General features: G+C 46.4%; 12 protein-coding genes and 1 tRNA gene. 6 read left to right on the top strand and 7 right to left on the bottom strand.

All coding sequences use genetic code 11. The features are described from left to right. The first annotated feature begins 257 nt into the window (after positions 1-257). Together leuB and ACLGGO_RS02825 are read left to right on the top strand one after the other, a co-directional pair. A complete protein-coding gene (gene leuB, locus ACLGGO_RS02830) occupies positions 258-1,349 on the top strand; it encodes a 3-isopropylmalate dehydrogenase (RefSeq protein WP_446335844.1) in 1,092 nt (363 codons plus the stop codon). Positions 1,350-1,437: 88 nt separating this feature from the next. Further along, positions 1,438-1,704, top strand: a complete 267-nt coding sequence (locus ACLGGO_RS02825; protein WP_446335843.1) for a hypothetical protein — start codon at positions 1,438-1,440, stop codon at positions 1,702-1,704. Positions 1,705-1,887: 183 nt separating this feature from the next. Here ACLGGO_RS02825 and ACLGGO_RS02820 read toward each other — a convergent pair. From ACLGGO_RS02820 to ACLGGO_RS02795, 6 genes are all read right to left on the bottom strand, one after another. Further along, positions 1,888-1,960: transfer RNA gene (locus ACLGGO_RS02820), tRNA-Met, on the bottom strand. Between the two features lie 222 nt (positions 1,961-2,182). Further along, positions 2,183-4,810: a peptidoglycan DD-metalloendopeptidase family protein gene (locus tag ACLGGO_RS02815; RefSeq protein ID WP_446418199.1), complete on the bottom strand. Its 2,628-nt coding sequence runs from the start codon at positions 4,808-4,810 to the stop codon at positions 2,183-2,185. Between the two features lie 977 nt (positions 4,811-5,787). Continuing rightward, positions 5,788-6,276 carry a tRNA (cytidine(34)-2'-O)-methyltransferase gene (locus tag ACLGGO_RS02810; RefSeq protein ID WP_446335840.1) on the bottom strand — a complete coding sequence of 163 codons (489 nt, stop codon included), beginning with the start codon at positions 6,274-6,276 and terminating at the stop codon, positions 5,788-5,790. Between the two features lie 179 nt (positions 6,277-6,455). Then, on the bottom strand, positions 6,456-7,601 hold the full coding sequence (gshA, locus tag ACLGGO_RS02805; RefSeq protein WP_446418198.1) for a glutamate--cysteine ligase: 1,146 nt from the start codon (positions 7,599-7,601) through the stop codon (positions 6,456-6,458). Between the two features lie 142 nt (positions 7,602-7,743). Then, positions 7,744-8,658, bottom strand: a complete 915-nt coding sequence (locus tag ACLGGO_RS02800; protein WP_446418197.1) for a histone deacetylase family protein — start codon at positions 8,656-8,658, stop codon at positions 7,744-7,746. 19 nt (positions 8,659-8,677) lie between these two features. After that, complete coding sequence (locus ACLGGO_RS02795) at positions 8,678-8,878, bottom strand: hypothetical protein (RefSeq protein ID WP_446335837.1); 201 nt, start codon at positions 8,876-8,878, stop codon at positions 8,678-8,680. 142 nt (positions 8,879-9,020) lie between these two features. On the opposite strand from ACLGGO_RS02795, the gene ACLGGO_RS02790 reads away from it, so the two are divergent. Beyond that, positions 9,021-10,106: a DNA cytosine methyltransferase gene (locus ACLGGO_RS02790; protein ID WP_446335836.1), complete on the top strand. Its 1,086-nt coding sequence runs from the start codon at positions 9,021-9,023 to the stop codon at positions 10,104-10,106. 27 nt (positions 10,107-10,133) lie between these two features. On the opposite strand, the gene ACLGGO_RS02785 is transcribed toward ACLGGO_RS02790, so the two are convergent. After that, entirely contained in the window at positions 10,134-11,090 is a 957-nt protein-coding gene (locus ACLGGO_RS02785) for a hypothetical protein (RefSeq protein WP_446418196.1), read from the bottom strand. A 429-nt stretch (positions 11,091-11,519) separates the two neighbouring features. Here ACLGGO_RS02785 and pyk point away from each other — a divergent pair, with 429 nt between their 5' ends. From pyk to ACLGGO_RS02770, 3 genes are all read left to right on the top strand, one after another. Continuing rightward, entirely contained in the window at positions 11,520-13,304 is a 1,785-nt protein-coding gene (pyk, locus tag ACLGGO_RS02780) for a pyruvate kinase (protein WP_446336333.1), read from the top strand. A gap of 267 nt (positions 13,305-13,571) precedes the next feature. Next, positions 13,572-14,018, top strand: coding sequence for a hypothetical protein (locus tag ACLGGO_RS02775; protein ID WP_446418195.1), 447 nt, complete (start codon positions 13,572-13,574; stop codon positions 14,016-14,018). Beyond that, positions 13,999-15,333, top strand: coding sequence for an ImmA/IrrE family metallo-endopeptidase (locus ACLGGO_RS02770; protein ID WP_446418194.1), 1,335 nt, complete (start codon positions 13,999-14,001; stop codon positions 15,331-15,333). The genes ACLGGO_RS02775 and ACLGGO_RS02770 overlap by 20 nt, the downstream gene beginning before the upstream one ends. Positions 15,334-15,618 lie beyond the last annotated feature (285 nt).

The raw sequence follows: 15,618 nt of genomic DNA, 5'->3' as shown, positions 1-15,618 counted from the left end.
CCTATCGTGTTTAATCTGGATGAATCGGATGCGCCTTCGAGTTCACTATCTATGAGTCATGCTCAAAATTTCATCCAGAAAATCGTTCTTATCCTCCTCACCTCTTCCCCAATCCCCATTTTCCCAACGAAATTAAAAAATTGAAACCGATTCCGGTCAGGGGGGGCAATTAGCCGTTATCATAAGAGACTGCCTGGTCAAGTTGCATGGTTCAGGCGTCCACTTTTTCAGATTGTCCACAGGATTACACGTAAGTTATGGCACAGCAGCACTACCGTATTACCCTTTTGCCTGGTGATGGCATCGGTCCAGAAATTATGGCAGTCGCGGTAGATGTGTTAAACGTAATTGGCGAACAGTTAAATCTTAGCTTTGAATTCACGGAAGCCTTGATGGGGGGGGCGGCGATTGACGCTACCGGTGAACCCCTACCGGCTGACACCCTGGAAAAATGCCGCCATAGCGATGCCGTTTTACTGGCTGCTATCGGTGGTTATCAATGGGATAACCTGCCGCGCCATCAACGCCCCGAAACGGGTTTGTTGGGATTACGAGCAGGATTGGGTTTATTTGCCAATTTACGACCTGCCACCATATTACCCCAACTCATTGATGCTTCAACTTTGAAACGGGAGGTGGTTGAAGGGGTGGATATTATGGTGGTGCGAGAACTGACAGGTGGGGTTTATTTCGGTCAGCCGAAGGGAATCTTTACCAGCGTTACCGGGGAAAAGCGCGGTGTGAATACGATGGCGTATACAGAAGCCGAAATTGACCGAATTGGACGAGTGGCATTTGAAACCGCTCGCAAACGCCAGGGTAAACTCTGTTCGGTTGATAAAGCCAATGTTCTAGAGGTATCTCAATTATGGCGCGATCGCATCACCCAATTAGCGACTGAGTATCCGGATGTGGAGTTATCTCATCTGTATGTTGACAATGCTGCCATGCAGTTAGTTCGAGATCCTAAGCAGTTTGATACGATTGTCACGGGGAATTTATTCGGAGATATCCTCTCAGACGCCGCTGCAATGCTCACCGGCAGTATTGGCATGTTACCATCTGCCAGTTTAGGGGAAAAAGGACCCGGCGTTTTTGAACCCGTTCACGGTTCCGCACCGGATATTGCTCTTCAAAATAAAGCAAATCCCTTGGCTCAAGTGTTGAGTGCCGCAATGATGCTACGCTATGGGTTAAATCAACCAACGGCGGCTGACCAGATTGAGCAGGCAGTTCTGAAAGTTTTAGATAAAGGTAACCGTACAGGGGATATTATGTCAGCAGGAATGACCCTTGTCGGTTGCCAGGAAATGGGACATGCTTTGATTGAGATACTCAAACAGCCATAAGTTAAGTCAAACAGGAGCGCAGCTACTCTGATTCAACGAAACGTCCGACAAGAATCATGTTGATGAATTAAACAATAGGGTTAGGCGGGTGGTATACACATCACAGCAACGGCAAGGAGACTATACAGAAACTCGGACAGGGCTACCGATGTTGTTAGACCCGGGTCTCCTCAGAGCCGCTCGGCAGATATACCATACCTATTATGAAGTCCATCCTCATCTGACCCAACGCCCTACTGGTGTGGCAATTGACCGATTTAGCTATCGTGGGAAGTTAATTTTTCGGGCTAAACCGATTCTTTTGCCTCAAGAGTGTTTTGTGCCACTGAGTCAGCTTGAGGCGGAAATTTATTAGTCATTTGTCATCTATCCTTTAATAAGAAAAGAAATCAATCACTATTCCCATCTTTCCAGCTAGTAGTTTTTTTTGGTTAGTTGTTTCTTCTTACCAGGTTCAGATAAGGTTTTAACACTGGCAATTAATTTCACCGCTAACTCGAACATTATAGCAGTGAGATTAATTGCCGATTTAGATGAATGGCTCAGGCGGGATTTGAACCTGCGACCTTGGGCTTATGAGTCCCCTGCTCTAACCACTGAGCTACTGAGCCGTTTTTTTTGACAGCCTCCTTAATTTAGCATAAAGCTTACGTGAACACAAGCATCTTTTCTAGCATCTATCCACGATAGATGTATCAATCCGGTAGTGGCATGACATTTGGATTTCCTTGCGTCAACTCAACCTACAATCTATTCCACAATTTGAGCGGTGTCACGCCAGAAGAGACGTTGCAGGCAACGCCTCTACACACTTGTGTCGCTGGGAGAATCAACTACCGATTCTTGGGTAGATAAGCCATTGGGTTAACGGCTCCGCGTCCCGATGGATGAACCTCAAAGTGCAAATGAGGACCGGTACTGTAGCCAGTACTACCCATTTCCGAAATTTGTTGCCCTTGGTCTACCTCTTGACCCCGACGCACCAAAATTCGATTGTTATGGGCATAGAGGGTCAAGCTGCCATCCGGATGTTTGATTTCCACCAATTTGCCGTAGCCACCGGAATTCCAACCAGCGGTGACGACAACACCAGGGGCAGCTGCCACAATAGGTGTACCAATAGGAGCCGCAATATCAATACCCCTGTGCATGCGTCCCCAACGCCTACCGTAGCCAGAGGTTAAAACTCCCTTGCTGGGCCAAATATAGCCATTAAATGGGGCAGGGCTATCCGGCAAGTACATATCCGGAGCAGACAGAGGAGGCAGTTGAGGTGCAACCGTTGTTCCCACCGGGGTTTGCAGCATCGGGTTATAACTTTCTGCTGGGGCTGGGGCGGCGGCTAAGATTTGCTCCTTCGGTTCAGATGGGGTTGCCGCAGGTGGCGGTACGGCGATGGGAACTGAAGCGGTTTGAGTTTCCTGTTCATACCGCTGCGGATTGAATTCCGGATTGACCCTAGCGGGTGTTGATTGCTCAGCTAAACTCGGCGCAACTGGCACAGCCGGAACAACCACATTGCTGGGTGAACTGGTCGGTTCTGTGGCTTGCTGATGACGATATTCTGCCCGCATTCTGAGAATATCAGCCCTCAAACGCTCAACGTAGGGGTTTTCCCCAGTATTAGCGGACTGATTCCGCTTCGCATCTAAGGCGATAGGGGTATTAGCTGGGGCGTTTTCGCCAACGGATGATTGGGCGAGAACAGTTGATGAAGCGGTTGGGGGTGGAAATGTTGGTGCTGTTGGGATAATTGGTGAGGCGGACGTTGTTGTAGTTGGAACAACGACTCTGGGTGCTTCAACCTCGGCTGGTGCTGAGGGAGTAACAAAATTGTTTGATTGCTCTTTAATACCCGGTAAAAATGTTACTCTTTGCTCGGATAACTCAGCTGATGCCGTCGTGGGAATTGCGAGCTGTTGATTGACTCGAATCAGGTTGGGATTATTTAAGCCATTCGCTTGAATTAATTCAGAACGGGATAAACCATAGCGACGAGCGATCGCGTCTATCGTATCTCCAGGTTTTACCTCGTAAGTACTCGTCGCCGCTCTATTCGCCACCACCGTTTCCATCACCACTGGCTGCGGTGTTGGGGGTTGAGCCGTGATTTCTGGCGTTGTGACGGGTTCGAGCCTTGTATTGGGGAAGGTGATCGGTTTTTGGTCTTCCGATGGCTCTTGTGAGGTCAAATGGGCTGGACTTGGGGTGGGAACCGGAATCACCACGGATGATGGTGATGGCTTCGGTGTATTGTCCTCCACAGCCAGAGACGCCGCTGTATCTGGAGTGGGAACCGGAATCACCACAGACGACTCAGAGAGGCTGGTAGCTCTTGATTTTGAACTTGATGCGGCTTCTCGGTCCGGAGTGGGCACCGGAATCACCACAGGTGACTGGTACGGATTGACTCCTAGAGACTCCACCGTCGGTGATGCGGCAATTTCTGGTGTAGGAACGGGAATAACTACGGGAGATTGAGGTTGATAGACCGACTTTGAGTCTACAGTCGGCGATGCCGCAATTTCCGGAGTAGGAACCGGGATACCAATAGGAGTGCTGGAATTCGTCGCGGTTGACGCTGGGGTATCGAGTCTCCGTTCTGCCGTCGGGAAAGGGGTTGCTGACGCTGATGGCGTTGCTGCTGTTGTTGATTGGTTGATGGACTCCTCAGACCTCAACTCCGCCAGACTGCTATTTAAGCGGTTCCGTTTGTGTTTTAAATCATCAAGAGCAACGTTTTGTCTCGCTTTAAGCAGGTCATCGACTTGACCGGGAACGATGACCGATTCACCGGTTTTGAGCTGACCGGCTGTGGATACTCTGCTCGAGTTCCGTAATCGGTTTGGCTCGACACCGTAAGATTTGGATACGGATTCGACGGTTTCACCCGGTTTAGCCTCGTGAACGATACCGTTCACTGTCGGGATTTTTAGCTGCTGTCCAACTGACAGATTGGCATTGGGTTGGACAGGATTCGACGCCGCGATCGCTTCTGGAGCTACCTGGTACGTTTGCGAGACCTCCCATAGCGTTTGTCCTTCCTGTACCTTGTGTTTCACCACAGGTGTGGAAAGGGCTGGTGATGGGGCTGGGGCGGGGGCAGGTTTAGCTTGCGGCGGTTTCGAGAGTGTGGCAACGTCTGGTTGGCTTTCTGTTGGCACAGACGCAGGCGAACTCACGCCAACAGGCAGAGTTGTCAGCGTTGGCTCAGAGGCAATGGGTTCAACGGCTAGAGCTTCATCACTTTGTTGCGGTAACAACAAGCTGGAAGCTCCCATGGAAATTGCCAACCCAATCATGGCAGCAGAAGTCCTAGCTCTGCGGTTGCCTTCGGTCGGAATCGTTGCGCCGACTGACGGCTTCTCCTCAGAAAGCTTCAATAACGCCTCAAAGGAGTGGGCGGAGTTGGCTGCACACGAAGGAACCTGTTTAACCTTCTGCGTAAATGTCCGTTTCAAAAACGACCTCCTAGTGTGTGACGAGCACTTAACAGTTCCTAAATGATTTTTCCCAGTCAATGAGGGTTCTCACCCAAAAATGTGATTTAGATCACGGACAGTAAACATACTTAGGCAAGAGTACCCTGCTTTTTTGATTTAGACAAGCTCATCTGACTGGATAAATTTCTCGTTGTTGACGATCACCGCTCGATTCACCCTTCATGAAGCCATAACTCGCTGTCTCTAGAACAATATAGTTGAGTTTGATACTTAACCCTCTAAAAGACGCGGTTGATAGTCGGGCGGTTTTTGCCAAGAACCTGTGCATAGAACATACAGACTTGACAGGCTTTTCTCCGGAAGAGGGCTAGCCCTGCTTTCCTTTCCTCATAAGCGGGTTTGGTGTTAGTTAGCCTTCCAGAATATCCGGTGATCGCAGAATTTAGCAACTGAATAGAGCTCAAGCTCATAGTCTAGCAACCGATAGTTTAGCAGTTAACGATTACAGACGGCACTTTACGTGAATTTTTGGTAAAGAACAACCGTACAGTCTACCCAAGCTTGCCTGGGGTAGAAACGCTGTTATCGGTAATGTCACATCGGATAAAACGGCGCTTTCTCTTGCGGGTCTTGGCTTTGGGCTACCTGGGATCAACCTGCTTGGGATGATTAAAATCTATCAATCCGCCTCGATTGGGCGGGAATCTTTTTTATATAAATTTCTTATCAAAGGAGTGGATTTTCCGTATTCTAGATAGCTGAATTCAGCGCCATTAATTTTTTGACAGAGATAAATGAAGAAAATGCCCTCTGCACAAAGGTGGAACTTGTTAAATTTTAATTAATTTTCATTAAATCTTGATCAGATTAAATAAATTTATATATACGCCAATCTACATACATGTAGTATTCCGTCCTACAGTTCAACGCTTCAGGTAGAGCCAAGTTTCCGGAATTAGCACCTGCTGAAGGTCTAATTTTTTTGCTTTAAATACTTAAACGTTATCAGGCAATGTTCTTTCACTTATCAGGTATCCCAGTTGACGCCGTGCTTCAAATAAACCCAAAGCAGCACTGACGGAAAGATTCAAACTGCGAACACCGGGTTGTGTCATGGGAATAAACACAGTTGCGTCACAACGCCTTAAAACTGACTGGGGCAGTCCTTGGGTTTCGCTGCCAAATAAAAGCCAGTCATTGGGTTGAAATGGAAATTGAACATAACTGTATTGCCCAGAAGTGCTGAAACCAATCCATCGCCCTCCCAGCTGTTGGTAAACCTGATTAAATACCTCCCACGTTTGGTGGTAGTGCAACTTGACATAGGGCCAATAGTCAAGTCCAGCTCGTTTGAGGTAGCGATCGCTAATTTCAAACCCCAAGGGTCCGACGAGGTGCAACTCCGTATCTGTGGCGGCACAGGTACGGGCGACATTGCCCGTATTGGGCGGAATTTGGGGGTAAACTAAGACAACCCTCAGCATAAAAACTCAAACCTCTTTTCAGTTCTACCCTAAACGTTCATGAATGTTGCCTGAATTGGCTCAGACCCATTGGAAATCTTGATATTATATGTTTTTTTAATATCAAGTTTTGGGAAGAAGCTGATTAGATATTTTAATTTTTAGCCCGATCACTCTTGACAAATCATCCCTCCTACTTACTAAGCTACCAAAGCTTGACATAACTTGTCTTCAAGTTCTTTTTCTTGTTCCGCCATGTCTTGAATGGCTCTGTTGAGAATTTGCGGAGTGTCAAAGCCAACGGATTGAAGTTGTAACCACTGCTCTGCTGTATTCCCTTGGCGGAGAATCTTTTTCAGGGGCGAGAGGAAGCAACTGAAGCCTTTAGCTTTGGCAATGGGTAAAACCTCTTGATACAGTTCATCAATCCATTCCCTTGCCGAAATCATTCTGCCATCCTGCCAATGGGTGAGTTGGGCATCCAAACTCGAACGGGCAACCGCCATTTCATTCGCTTCGGTGAGGGCGACTAACTCAGCAGTGCGAGTCGATCCTTGACTTCCGTAGAGAGGGTCAAGACTCGGATCATTTAAAAGCTGGGTCAAACGGGCTTCCAGTAAGGCTGTTACCGCAAGCAGGGCAATCGGATCAACGATTAAATCACAAATTCTCAATTCCAGACGATTTAAATCATAAGGGCGTCGATTGCCATTGGGTCGAACCGATGACCAAAGATGGCGCACGTTACACATCGTTCCCGCCGCCAGTTGGGCTTGGGTCCACTCAATAAAGTGAGCATGGCTTTCAAAGAGGGGAACCTGAGAAGGGGTTTGGGGAAAAATCCCCCAGCGAGTGGAGTGATACCCTGTCGCTTTTCCGTCGAGAAAGGGAGACGATGCGCTTAACGCCAGGTATAAGGGTGCTTCTACTCGTACCAGACGGCAGGCTTGCATCAGCCGTTCTGGGTCAGAAATGCCCACATTGATATGAACACTGGCGGTGACAACATTACTACCGTAGGTTTGCTCAATGTAGTCATGATAAGGGTTTTGCGGGTCAGACCGGTAGAAGCGATCGCTCCTCCCTAGAGAAAGGGTACTTCCGGGAATTAGGGTGTAGTTTCCCAGGGTTTTCAGATAAGCACGTAGTTGCTGACGCGGGCGTACCAATGCACATAAAAGGCGGTCATAGCAGCATAGAGGAGCGGTGGTATACTCGACATTGCGACTGTCGGGTTCCCGCATGAATCCATCCAAGGATGCCACAATCTGATCAGAAAGACCGACAATTTCCCCTTGGGGAGTGCCAGTATACATCTCAATTTCAAAGCCTTTTGATAGCAGCACAGTATCTCCTAGAGCTGGGTAGAGCAACCTCTTGACTCTTCAAGTGTATCAGTGCCGAGAGATTGATTATAAATTCTAAACTACTAGGCGCTCGGCTCACCCGTATGAAAGGTGGGCATTGCCCACCCTACGTCTGTTCCCTTCACACTAGATGACGATAAACATCGTTAGCGGCACGATGGAGGAGAGAGTGACGGTAGATTAATGCCTTCAGGTCATCTCCATAGCCGCCCCCAATCACACTAGCAACAGGATAGCCTGATGCAATACAGGTGCTGAGTACCTGCATTTCACGGCGGTAAATTCCAGTATCTGTAAGTGCTAGCTTCCCAAAGCGATCGCAGGCGTGGGTGTCCACTCCGGCATCATATAGAATTAAGTCAGGCTGAACTTCAGACAAAATATCGGGGAGATAGTGGGCTAAGGTTTGCAGGTAAGCATCATCATCCATGCCCATAGGGAGGGGAATGTCAAGATCACTTTTTTGTTTAGTGGCGGGGAAATTGACCTCACAGTGCATGGAGAAGGTAAATACAGTGGGGTCATTTTGGAAAATAAACGCCGTACCATCTCCTTGGTGAACATCCAGATCAAGAATTAGGATTTTTTTGACTAATCCCAGAGTCTGGAGGACACGAGTCGCGATCGCGAGGTCATTAAAGATACAAAAGCCTGATCCGTAGCTGGGAAAAGCATGATGAGTTCCTCCCGCCGTATTACAAGCAATACCATGAGTCAGGGCAAGTTGAGCCGTCAGGATTGTACCCCCAACCGCCGTACAAGTTCGCTTAACCAAGCCGGGACTCCAGGGTAATCCAATCCGGCGCTGGGCTTTCGGGTCAAGTGTGCCGTTACAGTAGGCTTGGATGTAGTCAGGGGTGTGGATCAGTTGAATCCATTCTGTGGGTGGGGTGTTGGGAGTGTAGATTTGTTCAGGAGTGGCAATATTATCGGCGAGGAGGAGTTCACAGAGTTTGCCGAATTTGGACATAGGAAAGCGATGTCCGGCTGGAAGGGGGGTAACGTAGTCGGGGTGATAGACGATTGGCAAGTTCATTAGTCAGTCATGAATATTGTCATTGATCGGTTCCTCCCCGTTTCATTGATCGCTCTACAGGCTTATTTCTCGCCTCTTGCGTTATTGTTTCCCAGTCTGCTTGTTCCAAAACAGCATCTAACACATCCGAAATGTTGCAACGTTGCTCAAAAGCAATGCGTCTTAAAATTTCATGATGTTCTGGTTTCACGTATACCGGCTTTCTTTGCGTCTGTGCCATTAGCCCAGTGATTGAGTAAGTCACGTTAAGCAAATTGTACCCCAGCTAAACAGCTATATTGACAAAACGATAATTAGCTAATTAAATAGTTAATGCTTAAGCAAAGGCTTCTCAAATCTTTTACAGGATGTAAAGCGTCAAGATGGACAAGCAAAACTTAGACACCAATGGAACGTTAAGGGAAAAATCGATAGTCTCTCTATTTTCAGGCTGTGGGGGGCTAGATATGGGTTTTCGTCAAGCAGGTTTTAAGGTGATATGGGCAAATGAATATGACAAAGATATGTGGCAAACCTATCAAAGTAATCATCCAGATACGTTTCTTGATCGGCGTGATATTCGACAGGTTTCTTCTGCGGAAATTCCAGACTGCTTCGGGATTATTGGCGGACCTCCCTGCCAAAGTTGGAGTGAGGCAGGTACCCAAAAGGGATTCAATGACGATCGCGGCAGATTATTTTTAGAGTATATCCGGATTTTGAAAGACAAGCAACCTCGCTTTTTCTTGGCGGAAAATGTTTCAGGAATGCTTCACAAAAAGCACGAAAAGGCATTACAGAACATTATTGCAGCCTTTGAGGAAGCTGGCTATGTCATTTCCTACAAACTTTTGAATGCTCGGCATTATAATGTGCCTCAAGATAGAAAGCGAGTTATTTTTATTGGTTATCATATCAACTTGAATAAATGCTTCAATTTTGACGCTTTAGTGCCTGTATCTCGTATTCTTACCTTACGAGATGCCTTATGGAATTTGCGAGAATCAGCAATCCCGGCATTGAGCAATAACAAGACCCGAGGGGAAGACTGTCTTGTTGCCAATCATGAATATATGGTTGGCGGATTCTCCAGTATTTATATGTCTCGTAACCGTGTTCGTTCCTGGAATGAACCATCATTTACCATTCAGGCAGGTGGTCGTCATGCACCAATCCATCCCCAGGCAAATAAAATGATTCATATCGGAAAGGATCAATGGATGTTTGACCCTAAATCACCCAATCCTTACCAACGTTTATCAGTTCGAGAATGTGCTAGGATTCAAACATTTAATGATGACTTTATTTTTTACTATGAACGATTAGCTGCTGGGTACAAAATGATTGGTAATGCTGTTCCAGTCAATTTAAGCTATGCTTTAGCCAAAAGTATATACCAAGATTTATTAGCCGCCGATCCTCAAAAAAAGCTAAACCAGATAAAACTTCACCCCATAACAACATCTTAGTTAAGCGTTATATTTTTATCGCGCCACCTATTTTTTCTTTTCAATCATTAAAAAATAGACGGTTTTCCTATCGGCTTCATCAATATCATTTCTCCATCCTCCTCTTGGAATTCCAACTACGTCGTCAAAAAGCCAAGGCAAGTTATCTGGCTTTTTTGCAAGACTAATAGCTCTTCCATGTTCGCTCTTACTTTTTTGTCCTATCCATTGTCGCCTGATGGCTATGTGTAATTTTTCCTTGTAACGATTGAAATACTCATCAAAAGAATAAATTTTGATAGTATCTTGACTAATCTGAGTGGCTGGCGCTTCTAAAATTAATTCGGCTAGGTGTTGTGACATCCCTAAATTAGGACTCCCTAACATCATTAAAAATTTCAAAATTGTTTTGAAATCATTTTCCGAGAAAAAATCATGCCAAGGACGATCTCTGCTTGAAAGGAGTCCTTGATGGAATCGGTGAATTTCTTGATCAAGCTGAGTTAAGATTGTCTGAGGAGCAGTTAATCCTAACCGTGAATAGACTTGAATCAGATTAGCTCTCTGTAAACGATTAAATGAAAATGAACTCCCGGCTTGTTTGATGGAAACCCCTTTGCCATTCAGATAAACATCTGCTTTTTTCCTCGAATCTGTTGTTGATAGGGTTGCTATATCACTTAGAGATTCTGCTAGACGATAATCGGTATAGTTTTTGTCAGGAATTCCTATTTGTCGAAGTATACCAATGTGCTTGAGATTTATGCGTCCCATATTTGAGAAGAGAAACTCGCATATAGCTTTTTCATTTCCTGCCACACTAATGTCTCCATACGCCGCAATCCTTGATATACCGTAGTACACTGGCAAGGTTAAAACGTTGGTCAAGTATTTTCGCCAAACCCTTATGAGAGTAGCTATCCAGAAAAATTTTACCCACAATTTTAACCTTGCCGATGTAGTAGGGTGGGCATCGCCCCCGGTTAATTGCCAGACACCTGTCACTCTCCAGTCTCCCCAATCAACCCTATAGACAGATGCCAGGGAACCTCTCTACACTAATCCTTACCCGTAAGATGAAGGACAAATGACAAATGACAAAGGACAGCGATACAATCATGTATCTCGACTGTCGCTGACCCATTCTTGATCATCCTACCTATTGGTTACTGTTCCACTGAGACCTAAGTAGAATGGTACTAAAATTTTGGCTGGTGGGCGATGCCCACCCTACGGGATATCAAGGGTTTCGGCGATCTAAAAAGGCTTAGGTCAGTGCCATTGGGATCTAAGTAGGTTGGTGGAAATCAACCCAACTCTATTCCAGTCTGTAAAAAGTCCTCAACCCCTGACATAAGAGATAAAACATAAGACATAAGATAAGCCCCGCCGTTAACGTTACTTCCACCTACTGACTCATCCCCTTTTCTGCTTATGCAACTGTACACATCCCGGCGTCGAACCAAGATTGTAGCCACGATTGGTCCTGCTACCAGTCATCCAGAGGTGCTAAGAGAATTGATTAAAGCAGGTGCCACGACTTTGCGGCTAAACTTTTCCCATGGCACTCATGATGACCATCAGCGTAGCATTCGCCTGATTCGCCAAACGGCATTTGAACTGAATCAACCTGTGGGTATCCTGCAAGACTTACAAGGACCAAAAATCCGCCTGGGCAAATTTGAGAACGATTCGATTACACTAGAACGAGGCGATCGCTTCACCTTAACCAGTGAACCCCTAATCGGTACTCAGGATATCAGTTCCGTCACTTATGAACCCCTCGCCGATGAAGTCCCCAATGGTGCCACGATTCTGTTGGATGATGGCAGAGTGGAGATGCGGGTGGAAGAGATTAATCGCCACAAACGCGCCTTACATTGTCGGGTGATTGTCGGTGGTAAGCTCTCTAATAACAAAGGGGTCAACTTCCCCGGTGTCTACCTCTCCATTCGCGCCCTCACGGATAAAGACCGCCGGGATTTGATGTTTGGCTTAGACCAAGGTGTAGATTGGGTAGCCCTTAGCTTTGTTCGTAATCCCCAAGATGTGCTGGAAATCAAAGAATTAATTAACAGCGCGGGGAAAGATGTTCCGGTTATTGTCAAGATTGAAAAGCACGAAGCCATTGAACAAATGGACGCTATCCTCTCCCTCGCCGATGGGGTGATGGTGGCTAGGGGTGACTTGGGGGTAGAATTACCCGCTGAGGATGTGCCTATCTTGCAAAAGCGGTTGATTACCACCGCCAATCGTCTGGGAATTCCCGTGATTACCGCCACCCAGATGTTGGATAGCATGGTTAATTCCCCACGTCCCACCCGTGCGGAGATTTCCGATGTGGCAAATGCCATCCTAGACGGAACCGACGCGGTAATGCTGTCCAATGAAACAGCCGTAGGGAACTATCCCGTAGAAGCCGTATCGACGATGGCAAAAATTGCCACCCGTATCGAACAAGAGGAAATTGTGCGGAATATGGAAGATACCCGCCGCTCAATTCCCAATGCGATTTCCCAAGCCGTGGGTCAAATTGCTGAACAGTTACAAGCGGCGGCGATTATGACCCTAACCAAGACGGGTTCTACAGCTCGAAATGTCTCCAAGTTTCGCCCCTGTACTCCGATTCTGGCGGTGACTCCCCATGTTGATGTTGCTCGACAACTGCAACTGGTTTGGGGAATTCGACCGCTATTGGTGTTGGATTTACCCTCAACGGGTCAAACCTTTCAAGCCGCGATTAATGTCGCCCAGGAAAAGCAGCTACTCTGTGAGGGCGATTTAGTGGTGATGACTGCGGGAACGCTGCAAGGGGTTCCGGGTTCTACGGATTTAATTAAAGTGGAAGTGGTGACAGCTATACTGGGTCAAGGCATTGGCATTGGCAAAGGGTCAGTGAGTGGTTTAGCTCGGGTGGCGTATAGTGCTGGAGAAGTGAACAACTTTAATCCGGGTGAAATCTTGGTGGTTCCGTCAACCAGTGCGGATTTTGTCGATACTATGCGTAAAGCTTCAGGGGTAGTGACAGAGGAAGATAGTTTAACCAGTCACGCGGCGATAATTGGTATGCGCTTGGGAGTTCCAGTCATTGTTGGGGTTAAGAATGCTACCCAGAGGATTCGGGATGGTGCAATTATCACCCTGGATACTCAGCGTGGTTTAGTCTACTCCGGGGCGATGGCGGCGAGTCCGACTAGCAGTGGGGCGGTCATGGTGTAATCAGGAGTTGCGACTTGTGTCACAAGTCCCTACAAGGAGAGTTTGGTTGTAGGTTGGTTTGACGCCGGAAACCCAACAAAATAAATGTATGGGATCAATTGGTGAGCCTATTGTCGGCAGTGATTCTGCTAGTATTCTATTTGGTAGTCAGGCTTCGCCGTCAATCCAAAACATCTACTTAATCACTTGGCTCAAGCTGCGCCTGAATCTCGTCGTAAGCTTTACGATATAGGGAGTTTGCTTGTACTTGGTTAGTATATCGTCGTCATGAGAAAGCGCAACGGTCAGTTCAACCCAAAACGCAAAATGCTTAAAATTGGGCAATGTAACTTTCATGAGCTTTTATGCCTTTCGTCCCAAGCTCAATATGGTGGAAATCCTGAACATAAAAGAAATCCAGGTGATTTCAATCTGACACCTCCTAGTGTCCCTAGAGCAGGCAAGTCTCTTTGTGACTCCGTTAAGGTTTTTACCAAAAAGGAAGATCTAGATTTACTGAGGAAAGGAATTAAAACAGGATTAGTCAGTGACCGTGTTGTAGGGCAGTGGCCGAAGAATGTTTGGTCTGTTATGGATGATGAGACTCCGCTAGAAGCACAACTTGAGTCAGTAGAGCAAGGGTCATATCATGGCTATCCTATGCAAAAAGAAGATCCGTTCTGTGAAGAAGTGATTGAGCAATGGAGGATTCGGAGTGAACGCACTAAGTCTTAACTTTGACTGGCTTACAAGTGGAAATGATTCGCCCGAAATCCAGCAGACTATGGGTATGTTTGGATTACGAGTGGGAGATATAAGTCTTACTCAACATGAGGATACCTTCTCTAAAACAATTCGCGATACCGTTCTTGTTTCAGCTTATCCTCTTGCGGCTTGGATAGCATCTTCATGGTGGCGATTACTTTTTGAACCTCTTCCGCCTACAAATGCTAAACCGTCAGTTGACTGGAGGATGGCACATGAACTTACTGCTGCCAATCAAGGATTTATTTGGCCCAGGGTAATACTAGCTTCAGATACTGAATTGATGCAAATATGGTCAACACCATCTAAGGCTGTTGATCAACAGTCCGTTAGGTATATTAACGGTCTTGAGGGATCATGCCCAATTAACCTCCATGAATTTGAACGGAAAGCAGAGAAATTCATAGAGACTGTGATCAGCCGTTTGAACGCAACGGGAGTGGATAACACACCATTAGCTAACCTTTGGCAAGAAGTTCAGGAGGAGCGTTCTGATAGATATGCAAGTCAATATCGTCGTTGTGAGGCTGAATTGGGTTTTGATCCTGATGAGTGTCCTGAAAGTCTCGTAAAAGATACTCTGAATCTTGCTGAACAGATAGGCATCAAAACCTTGTCAGAATTAGCTCCTGCCTGTAGCCAGGATTTATCAGAGGCAAAACTCCTCAGCGAAATTCTTGAGAAAATTCAAGAATCGGGACTTAAAGGAAAGCCGGATATTTCTATTGACGACTCTGTTAGCCCAGACACTCCACAAGCACCTTGGCAGCGAGGGAATAAAGTAGCATCGCTTCTACGTGATGCGATTGATATTCCAGAAAATTCTATACCCGACGACACACTTTATGATTTGCTTGGTCTAAAGAAATCTGAATATGAAGCTTGGACTCCTCCACGTCGGCAGCATATCTCAGTTGCAGTTCCCTTAAAAGAAAATAGGTTTAACTTCCACCCTAGAAAAAAACATCCGATTGCAAAACGATTTGAATTGGCTAGGCTTATTGGTGACTACTTGTTCTATGGCAATAGAGGAGAATCATGGCTTACCAGCACAGACCTTAGAACCTCAAGACAAAAGTATCAGCGTGCCTTTGCTGCGGAGTTTCTTTGCCCCCTAAGCAGCTTGCAGGATTATTTAGATAGTGACTACTCGGAGTCAGCTATAGAAGATGCGGGTGATCACTTTCAAGTAAGTTCACAGACAGTTGAATCAATACTTACAAACAACGGCTTGATTTATTCTCCTCAATCGAGTAGTGATTTAGAAGCCAGTCTCCCCTATTAAACTGAAGTTCCCCCCGTGCGGATGTACTACACCTAGCTGGAAGCCCCATCCAGCAACGGCTTGAGCGGTTATAGGCAAAAAGCGTACTGGGTACAACCTTCAAATCGGATGGCTGAACCTCTTATCCTATAAGGCTTGTAGCGATTATGGCTTCGGCGTGATGACACGAGCCAGACCATATCGTTACTTTATGCGATCGCGATAATTATTTCAACCCGTAGCCATGGAATGAATTTGCAATTAAACAACAATCATATTACCTTGGTGAAAAAGAGCGATCACTTC

This window comes from Coleofasciculus sp., from assembly GCF_046565525.1.
Taxonomy (GTDB): domain Bacteria; phylum Cyanobacteriota; class Cyanobacteriia; order Cyanobacteriales; family Coleofasciculaceae; genus Coleofasciculus.
This window is presented reverse-complemented; position numbering and strand designations above follow the sequence as displayed.